This window comes from Rhodococcus sp. UFZ-B548 (genome assembly GCF_903819475.1).
In the GTDB taxonomy this organism is placed as follows: domain Bacteria; phylum Actinomycetota; class Actinomycetes; order Mycobacteriales; family Mycobacteriaceae; genus Rhodococcus_F; species Rhodococcus_F erythropolis.
On sequence record NZ_CAIJDS010000082.1, the window covers coordinates 1 to 16765 of the forward strand.

Consider the following 16765-nt stretch of genomic DNA (forward strand, 5'->3'; position numbering starts at 1 on the left):
CCGCGGCGCTCTCCCGACGCTTCGCGTCGGGAGACGGAGCGAGTCGCTTCGCTCCCCGCCAGGGAGCCGCTGCGCGACTCGCAGTGGGTCGAGTGCCGTTGCCGTCGATCGAGTCGCTTCGCTCCTCTGAATTCCGAATCTTGGTTCTCAACAATCGAATTCATCGCAACGTCTGAACCGGTACCCGACACCCGAACGAGGCTGGGGAGGAGGGAAGGGTCAGGGAAAGCGCCCCGTCTCGCGTCCACTGCCTCGTCATCATCATGCTCCCACTCATACACCCCCACCCACCAAACCGCAAAACAACCAGAAAACACAAAACACCGAAACGCTCATCACTGCAACAACATTCAAGGTCGCACAAAATCCTATCTTGCATAACCTGCGAAAATTCCTACACATCAAACGAATACCGAAATCCACTGACACACAACAACATTCAAAAACTCCCGAAAACGAGCCCGCAACACCCCGCCCGACGCGCCACCACTCCCCCACACCACCGAGCACGAACACCCCGCACATCGAAGACGACCGCCGAACAATCCATCTGATGAGGGAATCGACTAACACCTACTTTCCCGAATTCGTAAACAACGCGGTTCCAGTGATCCAATCGGGATAAGATCACCTTCTTTTGCCCAGTTAGTGAAGAAATTAGGAGCGGTAGTGGCAGAAGTGGATCGATGGTTCATCGCCGATGCGCCGATAACCAATCAGGAACGAGACGCATTCTGTGAACGACGGTCGAAACCTAGTCCATTCGCGACGGACGGAAACTAGACCACGCCGATGTATTCATTGTGCCGCGTTGTCCGCTCTCACGGACGGCAACGTATCGATCCCGGTGTTTCTGAGTCGGTAACTCGCCCCTTTCAACGTCAAAACCTCTGCGTGATGGACGATTCGGTCGATCATCGCGGCAGCGACTGCCTGATCGCCGAATACGTCACCCCACCGGCCGAACGGCAGATTTGATGTCAGAATCAGTGAGGCATGCTCGTAGCGAGATGACACGAACTGGAAAAACAGGTTGGCAGCGTCCTGTTCGAACGGGATGTAGCCGACTTCGTCGACGAGAATCAACCCGATCTGTCGTAGCCGCGCCAACTCTGCAGGTAGCTTTCCTCCGGCGTGCGCGGCCTTGAGTCTGGCCACCCAATCGACGGCGGTAGCGAATGCAACCCGATGTCCGGACTGAGCGGCCTTGATTCCCAACCCGATCGCCAGATGCGTTTTGCCGGTGCCCGGCGGCCCCAGAAGCACCACATTGCGTGCCTGCGTCAAGAAGACTCCAGTTCCCAGATATGCCACCATTTCTCGACTGAGTGACGGTTGATAGTCGAAGTTGAACTCCTCCAATGATTTTCGTGTCGGAAATCCGGCCAATCGGATCCGGTTCTGAGTGCCGGATGATTCCCTCGCCGTGACTTCTCGCGACAGCACGGCGGCAAGGTAGTCCTCGTGGCTCCATCCGTCGCTGCGGGCCTGCTCGGCTAGCCGTGCTGCCGATTCCCGAATGCGCGGCGCCTTCATTACCTGGGCGTAGTGCTCGATGTCCTTGAGTGGATCCACAGCGCCCATCACTGCACCCAATCATCATTACATGATGCAGTACAAGGGAATTCGACTCCGAATGCTCGGTCGTAGTCGCCCAGGTCCCGCATCAACCGGTCCTCGCCGGCGGCAACTGGCATCGGCTGTTGGAATTTTTCTCGCAGCCTGGCGGCTGATTTCACGTGTAGTGGATCGGTGACGGTCAGCCCCCGAGACCATCGCCGTTCGTGCTCGGCGAGGACTCGTCCTTCACGAGTGACCGCTACCTGGCGCAGATCCGCAGCGACCTCGACCAGGTGTCCGATCGCCCAGGGGTCTACCGAGTAGTCGTTTCCGTGGACCCGAACGTAGTAGTCCCGCGGCAGTCGGATCTGCGAGTATGCGGCGGTCTGCGGTGGAACCGGCGGCAGTGACAACATCGCCGCGGTGTCGACGGACACCAAATCTATTGGTCGACCGCCGATCCGGCGGACAACCCGAGAATTCGCGATCGGGAGCCAGTCGGCCAGTTGGGTGTTGAAGTCGTCGGGTGAACGAAATGTTCGACCGGGCATGAACGAGGTTTCCAGAAATTGGTTGGCGCGCTCGACGATTCCTTTGGATTCGGGGTCGTACGGTTTGAGCTGGATCAGTGTCGTGGCAACCGTTCCGACGAATGCGGTCACCGGCTCCGTCAGCCTGCCGCGGCGACCGATACCGGACTCGTTGTCCCACCAGAGACGGTGAGGGATCGCACCGAGATCCTGTGAGAGCAGCTGCCACATGCCCGCGACCAGGTCCGTGGTGACCCGACTGGGCAGCATCGTCGCGGTGATGAACCGGGAGAACGCGGCAACCATGACGAGCACCGGCGGGGCGCCGGACTGGTCTCCGCCGAGCGGAATCGACGCCGGCGGAAACCATAGATCGCACTGCACAACCTGGCCCGGATCGTGCTGGAGGCGGTCTGCTGGGTCGGCGGGGGCGTATTCGGGTCGGATTGCCCGGACTCGTTCGCGTAGCCAGCTGATCGATCCGCCCCATCCGATGCGTTCGGCGATCACTGTGGCCGGCATCGTCGGGTGCTGCGTGAGCAGCGCCCTGATCTTCGGTTCCACGGCGCTGATCGCGGAGTCGACTGATGGTCGCTGATATTTCGGTGGACCCTCGCTGGTCAGGGCGTTGGTGACAGTGTCACGCGCAATGCCGAGTTTGGTAGCGATGGCACGTTTCGACAGCTTTTCGCTGTGATAGAGGTGCCTGATCAATGCCCAGTCTTCCATGGAGATCACCCATTCAATCTTGGTTGGGTGGTCTAGTTTTGGACCGTCGTTTCTGGACTAGTTTTCAACCGTCGTCAACACATTCGGCCACCATGACGTTGCGCAGAACCTCTTGATCATGCTCCGAAGCCGAACCCACGGCCGCTTGCTGATCGGACTCTTAGGCCCGTTCGGCGTCGGCAAAAGTACGGTCATCGAACTACTGAAGGCAGACCTCAAAGACGACCCCAACCACTCGCTGGTCAGAATCTCAGCGGAAAGACACGAAAACGCCGGACTGCACAGATCATTGATCTACGCCGCAGCCGAAAAACTGGTCGAGGAAAAATGCATCGACAAGAAAGTCGCAGGAGATCTGCTCGGCGAACTGGAACTTTCTCGATCTTCGATGACGATCGATCCCACAACTGCCCCACTGTTCCTCTGGGCCCGAAAACTGACCGAAGCCAGCGGACGTTATCTGAAGAGACTCGTCCTCTGGGCGGGAGGGATCGTCACTGCGGCCTTGTTGCTCATCCTTGTGCTCTTTCTCCTGGGAATCGACATAACCCAGACCATTTGGACGTGGGTGACCATTGCCGCCGGGTTCACGGCAATCATCGCACCGAGCGTCTACACACTCTGGTCGGTCAGTAGCGGCAAAACATGGATAGCCTCTTGGCTCCGGCCCGGACAGAACACTGTGACCCGCCCGCGAGTGGAAGCAGCAGACGAGTTCGAACGTGCCTTCGCTGAACTGATCAAAGCAGTAAAGAAGAACGTCGTGATCGCTATCGACGACATCGACAGGTTGTCCTCCAACGAAGTCCTCGAAACACTCAACGCGATCCGTAGCTTTCAACTCACGTGCCCGTCCGACAAACGCCCCATCTTCATTGTCTCGGCCGACGAATCCGTTATTCGCGACGCGGTCATCAAGGCGCACCCCGGCCTCGCCTCAAGTCCCAACGGCGAGCGCGCTGCAGCAAAGGCCTACCTCGACCGACTGTTCGTCCAGCGCCAACTTATGCCGCCACACTCCCGGCGCGATCTCCGCGGCTACTCGCACGAACTCCTCACCAATGCCGGCCACGCCGGCGCCAGAGCTCTTGGGGATGAACTCGACAGCACACTCGCCGTCCTCATCCACGACACAGTTACAGACCCCCGCCACGTCATTCGACTCGTTAACGCCTTCTTCGGCGACTACCGATTGGCGTCCCAGCGGGAGAGTCACCAACGAATCCGTTCCATTACCCCAGGCGAAGTCACATCACATCCACGCACTCTCGCCCAAATGACGGTGCTGAAGGTCGACTTTCCTGAGTTTTTCGAAATCCTCCGGTCGGACACCAGCCTTCTCACCCATCTCGCGGAGTCCGCCCGCACCGGCAGCACGGAGGACCTAACGTCCCGCGGAATCAATATCGAAGCGTCGTGGTACGCCGATCTTTCGCGGTACGTCAGTAGGACAAGCGGATTCGTCCATACCGTCGACGATCTCCTGCCTTTCATCTACCTCGGACAGGACGAGATCGACCGACTCGTCGGGAGTCGTGACGCACGAGAAGCCCATACATTGCTCGTCAACAATCAAGTCGCCGGCCTGCGCCAACTCCTCTCGCGTATGTCCTCAGATGAAGACTCCACCCACCTCGACGGACTCGTACCGCTCATCGTCGACACACTCGAAAATGCATACGACATCGAACTAGCCAACACACTTGGCGCGATCACCCACATCGTCGATCAGATACCCCAGCAGCGGCGAGTTCCGCTCGCAAATGCTTTCGCTGGATCACTCTCGAACAGCACATGCACGAGGCCACAACTCGAAGGGCTGGTCGAGCTTGCCAGATGCACCTCAGAGCCCCCTCTCGCACGCACGGTCGGCAGATACCTGCTTGGGGGCGACACAATTCCCGACGAACAATCAGCATCTCGAGATCTCACTGTGCTCACCCATCGCGGTGAGCTCGCAGCGATTCTCGGGGCAGACACCGTCACATCCTTTCTGGAGAGCCGAATACAGCACCTCGGGCACAGCGGCTACGACGAATTCGAATCGTGGTTCGACACGCTCGATGCATCTCCTGCACCTGACCTCCACGCAACCTTGAGCGTTGCTGTCCTGCAGAGCATAGACAGGACCGAAGACGACGCCACCCGCTCCTGGGTTGACAAAGCACTAGCTAGTTTCGACCAGGTCCGCCCTTCCGAGCGCGAAGAAGCAGTCAGGCTGATCGCCAAAATCATCCGAAGAAATGCCGCAACCGAAGTTGGACGACTCGCCACACTCGGATTCACAGCATGGGAATCCTCTGAACCGCAGGAACTTGCCGCGGTCACCCAAGCGATCCTCCAAGGAAGCCTCACCGACGACGGCACGCTACTCCCGTCGATCACGCCTGACACCAAAATGGCAGCGCTACAGATCATGCACTCTGCGGTCACCCACGCCCCCAGCAATCAGGTCACAATCGCGGATGAGCCCGTCACCGTCACTGTCATAGCTGCCCGCTTCGGCGTCGCACTCCTGAAATCTCAGCGAGGGGAGGACCCGAGGCCGCCGTTTGGCGCATTGCTGTCCGATCTCATGCAGGCAGATCCGGCAGCTGGGTCCACCCTCGCCGCAGAGTTCATCGCAGCATGGAACGAAGACGGATCAATCGCAAACACCACCGCCCAGTCCACACTCGGCACCATCGCACCCTATTTGGACGAACTCGATGACACAACAGCGACAGCCTTGCGTGACGCCCTCGTGACAGCATCACTGCCCTCCGCGAATGAAGAAAGCTTCACCGCATACACCACTACCACCCCAGTAGTACTCAATACCGCCGTCGGAGCTTCGTGGATCCCGGCACTGCTGCAAAGCCATCGCGGACAGATAACGTATGCAGACCCAATCGCTACCCAGCGTGCCACCGATGCCATTCACGTAGTCTTTACGACCGCCGACACTACGCAGACAGATGCGGCAACGGTACTCGACTCCTACCGAAGTCTCTACTCCTACAACGGAAGCCAAGCAGTCGCCAGCACCGCGATCGCCAGCCTGCCTTGGCCAGCCTCCGTACAGGACAACGCCCTACAACTACTCGCCCAGCAGGCAGCCTCAGTTTCCGACTCCGACTACTCCGCACTTGCTCGTCGACTCGCTGATGCCGTTCCGACGCCGCCGATCCCACCGCAACTCGCGGTGGGCCTACGCAACGCACTCGTCGACTTGCTCGCCGCCGGGAACACCCCCGACAACCTAGAACGCGTCGTAGGCGCACTCCCCCTCTCCGAAGCGACACGAACTGCGCTGCAAGCCCCTGATCTCGAACGTGCGGTTACCAACTCCATTGCACAGGAACCCGACACCACAGCGGCCATGCACCAGTTCGTGCGCATCCTCACTGACAACGAAAACCTCAGCGGAGAAGTAACCCCCGCACACCTACGACAACTGACGACACACGTCGCCCGGCAGTACCCAGACGAATACTCGGAATCCCTGAAAACGCACATCGACAGTCAACTGACCGGCGATATCCACGCCCTCCACACAACATGGGCCGCGCTCCTCGCCCCGTTCACCGGACCATCCGCCGACCACCTGTATGCCAGCCTCGAAACAGCCCTAAACAACTCAGTCGGTGACGTCGCCCATGCCCGCAACCTCGTCAGCGGGGGCATCCAATGCGACACTCACCGAGAACGAATCACCGACATCGCCGTACTTGCCCTCGTCAAATGGATCCGTGAACGCCACGACCCCACAGCGTCCGCCACTCTCGCCGCCTCACTCGCCATCAATGAAACAGCCCGCACCGCAGCCCGCAACAAGATCGCGGCAAAACCCCGCGACCGAAACCAACGAAACGCCTGGGAAGCCGCCCGCCGCGAACTCAACTAGACCAGAGCACACACCCGCCGCGAACTCAGCGGCCGAACCTCACGGGTCAATCCTCAAGGGCGAGTAGAAAGGAGTCCTGATGCTTGTCGAACGGTTCCAGTCGGTGGTCAAAACGGACTACAACCAATTCCACATCGACCCGGTCCAGTCCGACAGCATCCCCGACGGTGTCTATCCCGAATTCACCCTTGCGGTATTCGGCGGACAGTCCATCCGGGTAGGAGTCGGAATACGGGTAGGGCCGGTCAACCTCGCACTGGAAATGCACGACTCACCGCCCCCGTACGTAGATGCCGAATGGGAAGATGCCGTCGAAGGGGACTTGTTCTACGACAACCCCGGCGGCGTCGTTGTCTGGCATTTCTACTCCGGCGGCTTCGATCAGGCCATCCCCGAGACACCCGGCCAAACCCTCACGCCCCCAGGTAAACACCGCTACCGCGTTCGGATCTACGCCTGCGGCCGCGACATCGAATACGATGGCCCCCTCGTCGGTGACCCCGTCGAGGACTATCTCATTCAGATGTGGCCTACAACGGAACCTGAACCGGCACGAGAGATCAAAAACCTCTCAGGCCGTTAACTTACAGTCGGTACCGATACAACAAGAGTCGTCCTTGCCTATTGGGCGAGGACGACTCTTGTTGTATCAGGGTCCGTAGACGAACTCGGCAGTCAAGAAGAGACGAAATACTATGGCAAACGAACTGGCAACCACCCTCGAAGCTCTGGCCCACCTCCTCGACGTCCACCACATCGGCACCGTCGTCGCGCGATCACGACGAACCGACGACCGCGGCGTCACAGAAATTCGACTTCACCACCAACACCATCCACCGGACATGGTCCATTACCGACCTCGCCACCGGAACAGCAGAAACGAACCAGAACGGCCTCTACACCCACTTCAACCGCGCAGGTGAAACCGTCCACGAAGCGAAATCCCCCACCACCGGCCTCGTACCACCCGCCATCCGCCTGTGCTACCCACTCGACCTCCCAATCTGGGGCCGCCAAACGCGACAACTTCAAGATCGCCCGAACAGAATCAACGCCCACCGGCTACCTCATCCACCTCGCACACACACACACACACACACGACAGCACCCAACACGGAACGCTGACCATGGACTCCGAGACAGGACTGCTCACGCGCTGGATGACTTACCGCGACAACAACCCAATCGCCGACTACGAACTCACATCCATCGTCCGGCCGAGTCATCGACCCGCCAGCAACGACGACGGAACCATCACCTCAATCTCATTCGACGACAGCCTGAGCAGTACCGCCAAGACTGTGTGACACGACATCCCCCCTGGCGGAGTTGGTCCCCACCGAAAGCCAGATCATACCCAAATCGGCTGACATGCAGCATCATTCGGAACCACCTAGAAAACCGGACTACACCCCGCCGCCCGGCGCGCGCCACTCCCCCGAGCACCCCGCCGGCACCCTAAAACCGCCGGCGCACCACACACCCCCAACAACCACCCCGGGGACATGCCATCACCGCAGGTCAACACCACAAAACGACGCTCGCGCCACCCGGCACCATCGCCCAACTCAAAGTGAACGCCAACCTCGCCGCTCCCCATACGCCAACACCGCCATCAACACATATCTGCAGGGCGCTTTCGCCAGGTTGCAGCAGACCGAGGTCATAAAACTCGAATTCCTCAAACACCACCTCACTAAGGTGCGAGGAATCTACTGAACCGCACGGCCTCTCGTACGCGGACGTACTCCGACTACATCTGCGAGGCTCGGATCACGACGTGATGTGAGCACGTAGGGCACCACCGCCTGCTCCACTGCCTGGACAACCTTCGCCAACACGCTGGTCGACTGCTGTACGTAGTCGAGATCCAGATCCACGATAAGTCCGTCACGCGTACGGAACTGCTCTCGATCGTCTTCTGTTCTCAGCGCTCCGCGTCGATGCACCAGGGTGTGGCGCAGATCGCGAATCAGTCGTACCTCGTCCGTGTCGACGTCCACGCCGAGATGGGTGTAGAACGACCTGAGTACCCCCCAATTCACCGATCGATTCGCTCGAACGTCCCACTCGAGGTGGTGTTGATACAGCATTTCCGCTGCCGCCGATTCGAGATACACCTCGAACGCCGTCACCGAGTCCTTCACAGTTGCCGAACGCAGCATCCAGTCGTAGTCGTGCGGCATCACATCGTGCAGTTGGCTGAAAAGAATATCGATCGGGTCGGGCTCGTCTCCAGTTGCGGGGCGCCGGTTGATCACAGCCCACATCTTGTCGATTGCCTCTGTCGACCACCGCGCAGTCAGGTGCTGGAACGCAGCGATGTCGGAACGCGCGAAACACCACTCGAGGAATGCAGCCGTCCCCTGCCCATCGCTCCATCCATACAAAGCTGGATCAAATTCCTCCACCTGCGAATAGTAGATCGCGCAGCCCGGTCCAGCGCCGGCGGAACCGAGGGGCCGGGCATGCCAGCCGGTCACGCGGCACACTAACTGCCATGCACACCTCCTCGCCAGCGACACCGCTCGATGCGGCCGGCACCATCACCGCGCTCAGTCTCTCCACCCGCGCGCTCGACGACCTGTCGGCTCTCCCCTCAGCATCGGGCTTGTACTCGTGGTGGGCAGCTCCAGAGGTGTTTCCTCAGCTCCCCGGCCCCACGCACCCTGCCAACACCGGGATACGGCTGCTCTATGTCGGTCTCGCCACGAACCTGCGCCGGCGCGTCGTCAGGAACCACCTGCGCCACAGCGGACAGTCCACCCTCCGCCGCACCCTCGCCGGGCTCCTACTCGACACCGAGCACTACCGGACCCACCGACCGCGTCGTGCTCGTCGACGAGGACGAGATTTGTCTGATCCTTAGTACCCGTCCGTGAGGCCGGTGATGTACCCGAACGCCTGCGGAGCGCCCCCATCGATCACTGGTGAGCGAACTACCGCTTCGTGATACCGGGCCCATGCGGCGCTTCGGTTCCAAGCCAACAACCAGTAGACATCCAGTGTTCGTAGAAGTACAGCCACTCGCTTACCCACGGGACGATGGTGTTGGCGATGAAGTGTTCAGAGCCGACGAACTCGTTCTGGTAGTACAGACAGAGCTCGTTGCCCGGGTAGACGTGGGGCAGCGATTCGCGCGGGCGTGTTTCGAGCGCTGGGGTCAAGACCTTCACCCTCGGGCGCTGCCGATGCTTGTACTGAATCCCTACTTTGTAATGAACGCTCATCGGTGTTGGTTGCAGAGTGACTGACCAGACAAAGGCGCCGGCCTTCACTACAGGTGCCGGATCGTCGGGAAACTGCTGCCGCAGACGAACGGCTTGTTGAGTGATGGTCAGCTGCCTACCGTGTGGTTTCGCCACCGAAAAACCTGTGTGCCGGGACAGCGGTCGCCGTCGTTGCGGTTGTGAGAAGACCGCCAGTTGTGAAGTGGACATTCCCGTTCTCCCGGGCGACGTTGGTCCGTGCGCCGAGCGTCTTCAGGGCCTCTTCGACCGGTGCGTTGCCAAACGCCTTCGCCATCCGCTGGTGGAGCGCGACTGCCCCCTTGGTCTCCAGGAGAAAATCGTTGAGATCGCGCTCGACAGCCGCTCTCCAGCCTTCGAACTTCAGACGTCGAGTCTCGTACTCGTTCCACTTGTCGGCGAAGTTTTCGCCGCCACAGGCAGGGTTTTCCACCCAGTAACGCCCGCTGCGCCTTTCGATGTGTTCGGGCATTCGCTGTACTGCGCTCATGGTCGCGTCGACGAGATCTGTTTCGCCCTCGTATCCCTGGCCGGCAAGGGTCGTGATGAGGCTGGACGGTGGCCGGTCATCGAGGTCGCTGGCGAAGTAGATGTCCCTGTGTCGCTTGAGGATCTGCACGACGCGGTGGAGCGGGGTGCGCACCCGATGCTTGGGCACCGCGTCGACCGAGCCGTAAGAACTGGCCAGTATGGCGCGTTCTTCCTCGAACTGCTTGGCGCACTGAGTACGGAACCACTCCACGTAGGCCAGCGGGTTGGACTTCTGCCAGTTCCGTAGGTTGCGGTCCGTGAGCTCGATCGCGGTCGCCGACGGGGAAGCGGCGTCCGGAATGGCGGGCAGCACATCCATGTGGAAGTTGCCATAGTGCAGACACCACGAGCGTCGGCCTTCGGAGACTTCGCCGGGGCTCTCGCAGGCCTCACCGTCATGCTCCTCGCGGTAGCCGTCGAGCAGTGCGCCGACCCTGTTTTTGAGTTCCTGCTGCGTGGTCGAAGTCTTCGCGACGTCAAGTTGGGACACGAGATCCAGGTCGTACTCGCCGTTGCGGTGGTGCGGGCGCACGACTGTACCGAGCATGAAACTGCCCTGGACATAAACCTGCGCGTTTGCCTGGGAGAGATGGTCACCGAGGTCCAAGTAGCAGCTTTCAGCAGCGCTGAAGGCAGCGTCGGTGATATCGAGTTGCTCGATGGTGGTTCCGAGGAGCTGCGAGATCTGTGCTTCTCTGCTGTCGGCGAGGATGGTCATGTACGACTACTTTCGGTCGGCTCGGCGGCGGTGGCGCTTGCGGGGTCTTCAACTTGTTTCCAAAGCCAGGACGTACGTGTTGTTGATACGGTCGAATACCCGGAGCGGAGCGTGGGCTCCTGTCATGTGGGCGCGGCCGATCTCGACCGCGGCGGCGGCGCACACAGCCAGGACGAGGCTGATCGGCCGGTTGCGGTGGTCCGCTTCGAGGGTCGCGAGAACTTCCCGCCACCTGTCGATGAGGGCCTCAAGATCCTCGGAGCTCTGCAGGATCTTGGGATGGAGCTTCACGCCTTCGGCTCGGATGTCGTAGCGAGGCTTACCTTGCAACTCCACCGGGAGCGCATCGAGATCTACCGGTCCACTGATACTGAAGGTGACGACCGGATCGCCCTTCCCGGGGACCTCGGTCACGCCGAACGTGAGGTCCTTGCTTCGGCCCTCCTCGTACCAGCCCCATCCTTCCCCGCTTCCGCGGCGACGGTTGTGGACGGTGACGTTGGTGATGTCGTCGAGCAGGACGCCAAGCTGGACGAGGATCGGAATGCGTGCGAGCGCGAAAACCGAGATGTGGTCGATTTCCTTGGTCTTCAGGTGGTTGTTCAGCGGTCGAAGGCGCTTCTTAAGCGTGAGGTTGGTCGATTTCCAGTAGGTGTCGTCGCTGTCGTCCTCACCATCGTGGGGGCGCAGGTCGACCTCACAGTTCTGGCTATCGTCGTGAAGACTGAAGTCGGGGAACCGTTGCTCCCCCAGGAGAGCCCGGATAACGGCCTGCTTGCTGAAGTCGACTGCGTGATCCCGGACGTTCCCCGACACGCGGATCACGGTGCTCTTGGGCTTGCGCAACAGCCCGGTCAGCTCCCGGACGTCCCGCTCGTGCTGCTGCTTGAAAGCGAGGAGCTGCTCCTCGCCATAGGTGGACCAGTGCTCGAAGGTGTCGATGACCTTGTGCTCGCCAGAGCACAAAAGCATCAGGTTCTCCGGCATCGCGCGCTGCTTAGGTGTCTTGGAGCTCTCGCCGCGCGGCGATCCCTTCTGCTTGGTGGCGCCCACGATGTGGGCCAACTGTCCCGTGAATACAAACTGGCCGGTGGTCTCGTCCTCGGCGAGAAACTCCTTGCAGAAGGTGCACCGCCCTCCTGCAGCGACCCACACCCGCCTTGCATCAAGGTCGGTAACGTCCACGCGCTTCCCCTCGCCGTCCACAGCTGGGATTGGCTTAGAGCCATCCATGGTGTCGAAATTCTTCGAGTCAGAGGTCTTGGGCATCGCGAGGTTCCTATGCTTTCGTGCTCGCAAGCGACGGGCAGCCTTTCGGCCTCAGTTGCGGAGTTCTTGGTTACGAACACATGTTCGATGAATGTTGCAGTCGAGGTTTTCTCTGCGTCCACATCTTACGTCGCAGCAATGACATTTCAGGCGCGACACGCCGCTTCTACCCAACATGTTGTGCATGCAATCCAATTCCCCCCTAAATGTAGTTTTCGGGTAGGGACTGTGTTAGTCAGCTCGCGCCGCCGCGCACGCGATGGAACCCGTCGTTATCGCGCGTCAGCCACGTCGCGATCCTCTGCCCGTCCGGTGCCGGCAAGACGACACCATGTCGGTGATGCCCTCTCCCCAGAGCGCGCCTACCGACGGGCCGCCGGCGCGTACAGGCTCGGAACCGCTTTTCTGGGACTAGTTGACCGCCGTCGAGCCTTCGTACGGTTCGAGATGCAACTCCAGAGCGGAATGGATCATGATCTGGACCTCGCCAGGTCCCGAGCTATCCAGTGGGGTTCGAGTCGCTGGCGGGCTCGCCGCACGAATCGGCAGTCAGTAGGGAGAAGGATGCCCGGCGGGGTCTACGAGAACGACCATACCGTCATCACGCTCTTCAGCACTGACCACACGCGCACTCAGCGACACTGCGTAGTCGATGGCGGAGTCGAGTTCCCCACGCAGGACGCTGATATCAAGGCGCCCCTGCGTCGGCACCTACTGATGATCCGGCCAGCCCGGAGGCCGATAGTTCTCGCTGATCTGGAAACCCAAGCGCGCCACCGTGGCGCGCTTGACGAGATCGATGAATCGCAGCTCTTCACCCTGACCAGGTTCGCTGCCGCACTCGCACTGTGCACCGATCAGCCGTCAATACTCGGATCTCCATCGTCTCCAATTCGATTCAGAACGTCGTGTCCGAAACTCTCTGACGTGCGCGCCCCATCGCGCTACCACGGAGCAACAACCACGATTCGATCGATCGACATTGTGCTCGCCACGTGGGAAGGCAAGATTTACCACGTCAACTCATGGATGTGTTTTCGCGACTAGCTTGAACACCGACTGCAACCGGCATTTGGCTGGGCGAAGCCTCTATCCATGTCGACAAGAAGAGCGAGCGCGCGGTTCGGGAAAATATGTCGTTCCGCTAACATCCGGAATTCAGCCATACCTAGAACGCAAGGAAGTCGACCAGCGAATCGCTCCGGAACCCGTCTACTCCCCTGTTTGTTCGCGAAATATCCAAAGTCCGCCTGACAGCGGAACATGGTATTATTCGAGAACACAGGAGGTAGTGGAATGTCGGCAACGATCAACGAGCGGAATATTCTCCGCCTATGCACAGACCTGCTCCGGAACCTCCTACCCGACGACTGGAATGCCCAGGCAGGGGCATACTCCGGCGACCGGTACCGCGGCGTAGACGGCGAACTCAAGATACTGACACCGGACGGCGATACGGCGCTCTTCATGGTCGAGGTCAAACGCGCACTGAACCGACGCGACATCGGCGTGCTGGCGCGGCGACTCGGCGAAGCCACCGAAGGCACCCCCGCCATGGGAGTGGTGATGGCCCAATACATCTCCCCTCCCCTTCAAGAGATTCTGCGTGAACTGAACCTGTCGTACGTTGACACAACGGGCAACGTGATGGTCACCGCGAGGCGGCCGGCACTCGTGCTGCGTGATCGGGGGCTGAGCCATGACCCGAACCGTGGACCGGGTCGGCCTAGGGTGACCCTCAAGGGTGAGCCCGCAGCGAGGCTTGTCCGGACGTTGGCCGCCGAGAACAGAATGTGGTCGGCCCGCGAACTCGTCGAAAGCTCCGGAGTGTCGACCGGTGCAACGTATCGGGTCCTCGAATACCTCCAGGAGGAGGAACTGGTCGCCAAAACTGCGGACAAGAGATTCACGGTCACCGACTGGCCGCGGCTACTGCGGAGATGGAGTCGCGACTACAGCTTCGTCGAGAACACCCAGACATACCGGTTCATCGAACCTAGAGGACTTCCTTCCTTACTGAAAAAAATTGCACAGCAAGACAACCCAAACTTTCGATACGCGGTCACCGGATCTATTGCTGCCGCACAGTGGGCACCGTACGCACCAGCGCGTGCCGCATTGATCTACGCCGAGAACGTAGCCGAAGCCGCGATGCGGTGGCGTCTGCGCCCGGTGGACGACTCCACAGCGGAGGCGGCGAATGTGATCCTGGGCGAACCGGAATACCCGGTGGTTTTCGACGGCACCTCACAGACCAAGGACGGGTACACGATCGCTGCGATCGAGCAGGTCGCCGTCGATCTCCTGTCCGGGCCCGGACGTAATCCAGTCGAAGGCGAAGAACTCATAGAATGGATGCGAGCTCATGAATCAGCCTGGCGGCGATAACCTCCTCGTGCAAGCACGCAGCGCGCTGCTCGACGCGCTCGAAGCACTCGACCAACACCGAGATGCACTGATCGTGATCGGTGCACAGGCCGTGTACCTGCGAAGCGGTGCGGCGCTGGTAGCTCTGGCGGAATCCACCAAAGACAGCGACCTCGCACTCAACCCCCGCAATCTCAAAGACGACCCGCATCTCGAGGACGCAATGAGCCGGGCCGGCTTCTACCTGAACGTAAACGGACAACCCGGAGCCTGGGTCAATGCAGACGGAATTCCTGTCGACCTGATGGTCCCCCATGGCCTATCCAATCGACAAAACACGAAAGGGAGAACACCTCGGCTCCCACCTCACGACAAAATGGCGATGCGGGTAGCGGTCGGTCTTGAAGGCTGCATTGTGGATAACGGCCTGATGACCATCACCGCCCTCGACGAGAACGATGCTCGATCCTGCGACGTCCTCGTCGCAGGATCAGCAGCACTGATGGTGGCGAAAGTCCACAAGATCCACGAACGGCTGGGCTCACCGGGCCGGTTGCAGAACAAAGACGCGCACGACTTCTACCGAATGCTGGTAGCTGAGGAGGAGACGGAGGTCCTCGCGGCCGCGTTCCGCAGTCTTCTCGCCGACCCGATCAGTACAGAGACCACCGGGCAAGCACTCGAATGGATCGGCGAGCTGTTCGCGAGCCCCACCGCAACCGGATCCGTCATGGCCGGCAGAGCCGAAGAAGGCATCGGCAACCCAACACAAGTCGCGACTTACACCTCAGTCCTCGCCGCTGAACTGATAGCAGCACTGGGCGATTGACTTAATATCACTTCGCGAAGTGTATGGCGCGGACACCTGAACACTCGGGATTGAGAACACTCCAGTCCTCCGCATCGAGCGGTTGGACCTTCCCACGCTGATAATGCCGTTGCCCCGGCTCGCCGACGACGACAGTGACGCGGTGCACTCTCCGGGTTCCGACCGACGCAGTCTCATTCAAACTTCGACGTGAGTTTTGCGCCGGTTCTGTAACTGCTGTAACGATCAACATAAACAACTCAGGAGCACGCAATGAGCCCCACGAAATACTCGACACCGCCGGGATCCGTAACACAGCAATGGGAACGAATCGAGCGGTGGATGCGGGCACACCTCGATTCACCTGCGATCACCGGCGCGGATTCCGATGAAATCCGTGCAGCTCAAATAGCTTCCGAGGTGATCTGGCCGGCCGAACTTACCAAGTTCTTCACCCACCTCAACGGCTCCCCGCCCGAGTCGTAGCCAACGTGCTCGCCATCGCGGGATAACAGCCGCAATTGCTAACACGGTGGCCCCTGGTCCACAGGCGGTCATGGAACTCTCTCGTTCGACGGTTCGTGGTGGTGCCCAGAAGGCCAAGGTCTCGGTTCTCCAACCTGTTCGGCCAGCCAACAACGTCAGCCGAGTGTCCTGCCGTTTCAGCATCCCCCTCCATCATCGACACCCGCCAGCCCAAAGAAAGCCGCCTACCTGCACAATCGACACGTCAAACACTCCTGCACGGGACACGCAGGCCCACACCAGAAGAGGACACCGTGCCGGACGCAAACGAAGACTACTGGGTCAGACGGCTGATAAGGCACGCCGAAACGGGCAAAGAACTTGATCTAACGGGCAATGCCCGTCCACCCTTCCTCAACCCAAATAATGCCTATCTATGGCCCTCTAAGCGGGTAATCCCTGCAAACGCCATCAGACGCGTCCTCACCCTGCCCGAAGCGACCGTGAAAGCCTTCGACCCAAACGGGCTCCGAATCAAGGGCGCTCGCATCGAGGGAAGGGCCATCTGGAACCGCGTAGTTTTCCCTCGTCAACTGAGATTGAACCATCCCGGGTCTCATGCACACACTGTCATTTGTGTGCGACCGGTTGATC

13 protein-coding genes and 1 pseudogene are annotated in these 16765 nt (G+C 60.1%); 7 read left to right on the forward strand and 7 right to left on the reverse strand.

The window, feature by feature from the left end:
- Positions 1-798: 798 nt before the first annotated feature.
- Together istB and istA are read right to left on the reverse strand one after the other, a co-directional pair.
- On the reverse strand, positions 799-1584 hold the full coding sequence (istB, locus tag H7C86_RS34930) for an IS21-like element helper ATPase IstB (RefSeq protein WP_084325106.1): 786 nt from the start codon (positions 1582-1584) through the stop codon (positions 799-801).
- Entirely contained in the window at positions 1584-2819 is a 1236-nt protein-coding gene (gene istA / locus H7C86_RS34935; RefSeq protein ID WP_084325626.1) for an IS21 family transposase, read from the reverse strand. Before istA ends, istB begins: the two co-directional genes overlap by 1 nt.
- A 109-nt stretch (positions 2820-2928) precedes the next feature.
- On the opposite strand from istA, the pseudogene H7C86_RS34940 reads away from it, so the two are divergent.
- From H7C86_RS34940 to H7C86_RS34950, 3 genes and pseudogenes are all read left to right on the forward strand, one after another.
- Positions 2929-6705, forward strand: a pseudogene (locus H7C86_RS34940) (P-loop NTPase fold protein); the annotation flags it as partial.
- Positions 6706-6784: 79 nt separating this feature from the next.
- The gene (locus tag H7C86_RS34945; RefSeq protein ID WP_182263310.1) at positions 6785-7288 is read left to right on the forward strand and encodes a hypothetical protein; all 504 of its coding nucleotides are present in this window, start codon (positions 6785-6787) and stop codon (positions 7286-7288) included.
- Positions 7289-7832: 544 nt separating this feature from the next.
- Positions 7833-8012, forward strand: coding sequence for a hypothetical protein (locus H7C86_RS34950; protein ID WP_182263311.1), 180 nt, complete (start codon positions 7833-7835; stop codon positions 8010-8012).
- A 405-nt stretch (positions 8013-8417) separates the two neighbouring features.
- Here H7C86_RS34950 and H7C86_RS34955 read toward each other — a convergent pair whose 3' ends face one another.
- Positions 8418-9116 (reverse strand): hypothetical protein, encoded by a 699-nt coding sequence (locus H7C86_RS34955; RefSeq protein ID WP_182263312.1) that lies wholly within the window; start codon positions 9114-9116, stop codon positions 8418-8420.
- Between the two features lie 89 nt (positions 9117-9205).
- Between H7C86_RS34955 and H7C86_RS34960 the strand changes: the two genes are divergently transcribed.
- Positions 9206-9574 (forward strand): GIY-YIG nuclease family protein, encoded by a 369-nt coding sequence (locus H7C86_RS34960; RefSeq protein ID WP_182263313.1) that lies wholly within the window; start codon positions 9206-9208, stop codon positions 9572-9574.
- A 70-nt stretch (positions 9575-9644) separates the two neighbouring features.
- On the opposite strand, the gene H7C86_RS34965 is transcribed toward H7C86_RS34960, so the two are convergent.
- From H7C86_RS34965 to H7C86_RS34980, 4 genes are all read right to left on the reverse strand, one after another.
- On the reverse strand, positions 9645-10070 hold the full coding sequence (locus H7C86_RS34965; RefSeq protein WP_182263314.1) for a hypothetical protein: 426 nt from the start codon (positions 10068-10070) through the stop codon (positions 9645-9647).
- On the reverse strand, positions 10051-11202 hold the full coding sequence (locus H7C86_RS34970; protein ID WP_182263315.1) for a nucleotidyltransferase: 1152 nt from the start codon (positions 11200-11202) through the stop codon (positions 10051-10053). The genes H7C86_RS34965 and H7C86_RS34970 overlap by 20 nt, the downstream gene beginning before the upstream one ends.
- 48 nt (positions 11203-11250) lie before the next feature.
- Entirely contained in the window at positions 11251-12471 is a 1221-nt protein-coding gene (locus H7C86_RS34975; protein WP_182263316.1) for an SAVED domain-containing protein, read from the reverse strand.
- Positions 12472-13020: 549 nt separating this feature from the next.
- A complete protein-coding gene (locus H7C86_RS34980) occupies positions 13021-13182 on the reverse strand; it encodes a VOC family protein (RefSeq protein ID WP_182263317.1) in 162 nt (53 codons plus the stop codon).
- 585 nt (positions 13183-13767) lie between these two features.
- Between H7C86_RS34980 and H7C86_RS34985 the strand changes: the two genes are divergently transcribed.
- From H7C86_RS34985 to H7C86_RS34995, 3 genes are all read left to right on the forward strand, one after another.
- Positions 13768-14859, forward strand: a complete 1092-nt coding sequence (locus H7C86_RS34985; RefSeq protein WP_182263318.1) for a helix-turn-helix domain-containing protein — start codon at positions 13768-13770, stop codon at positions 14857-14859.
- Positions 14837-15667 (forward strand): nucleotidyl transferase AbiEii/AbiGii toxin family protein, encoded by an 831-nt coding sequence (locus H7C86_RS34990; RefSeq protein ID WP_182263319.1) that lies wholly within the window; start codon positions 14837-14839, stop codon positions 15665-15667. Before H7C86_RS34985 ends, H7C86_RS34990 begins: the two co-directional genes overlap by 23 nt.
- Positions 15668-15919: 252 nt before the next feature.
- Complete coding sequence (locus H7C86_RS34995; RefSeq protein ID WP_182263320.1) at positions 15920-16132, forward strand: hypothetical protein; 213 nt, start codon at positions 15920-15922, stop codon at positions 16130-16132.
- The last annotated feature ends 633 nt before the right edge of the window (positions 16133-16765 follow it).

Coding starts and splice junctions, on each gene's coding strand:
- istB (WP_084325106.1), bottom strand. CDS start 1,584: ATGGGCGCTGTGGATCCACTCAAGGACATCGAGCACTACGCCCAGGTA.
- istA (WP_084325626.1), bottom strand. CDS start 2,819: ATGGAAGACTGGGCATTGATCAGGCACCTCTATCACAGCGAAAAGCTG.
- H7C86_RS34945 (WP_182263310.1), top strand. CDS start 6,785: ATGCTTGTCGAACGGTTCCAGTCGGTGGTCAAAACGGACTACAACCAA.
- H7C86_RS34950 (WP_182263311.1), top strand. CDS start 7,833: ATGGACTCCGAGACAGGACTGCTCACGCGCTGGATGACTTACCGCGAC.
- H7C86_RS34960 (WP_182263313.1), top strand. CDS start 9,206: ATGCACACCTCCTCGCCAGCGACACCGCTCGATGCGGCCGGCACCATC.
- H7C86_RS34970 (WP_182263315.1), bottom strand. CDS start 11,202: ATGACCATCCTCGCCGACAGCAGAGAAGCACAGATCTCGCAGCTCCTC.
- H7C86_RS34975 (WP_182263316.1), bottom strand. CDS start 12,471: ATGCCCAAGACCTCTGACTCGAAGAATTTCGACACCATGGATGGCTCT.
- H7C86_RS34985 (WP_182263318.1), top strand. CDS start 13,768: ATGTCGGCAACGATCAACGAGCGGAATATTCTCCGCCTATGCACAGAC.
- H7C86_RS34990 (WP_182263319.1), top strand. CDS start 14,837: ATGAATCAGCCTGGCGGCGATAACCTCCTCGTGCAAGCACGCAGCGCG.
- H7C86_RS34995 (WP_182263320.1), top strand. CDS start 15,920: ATGAGCCCCACGAAATACTCGACACCGCCGGGATCCGTAACACAGCAA.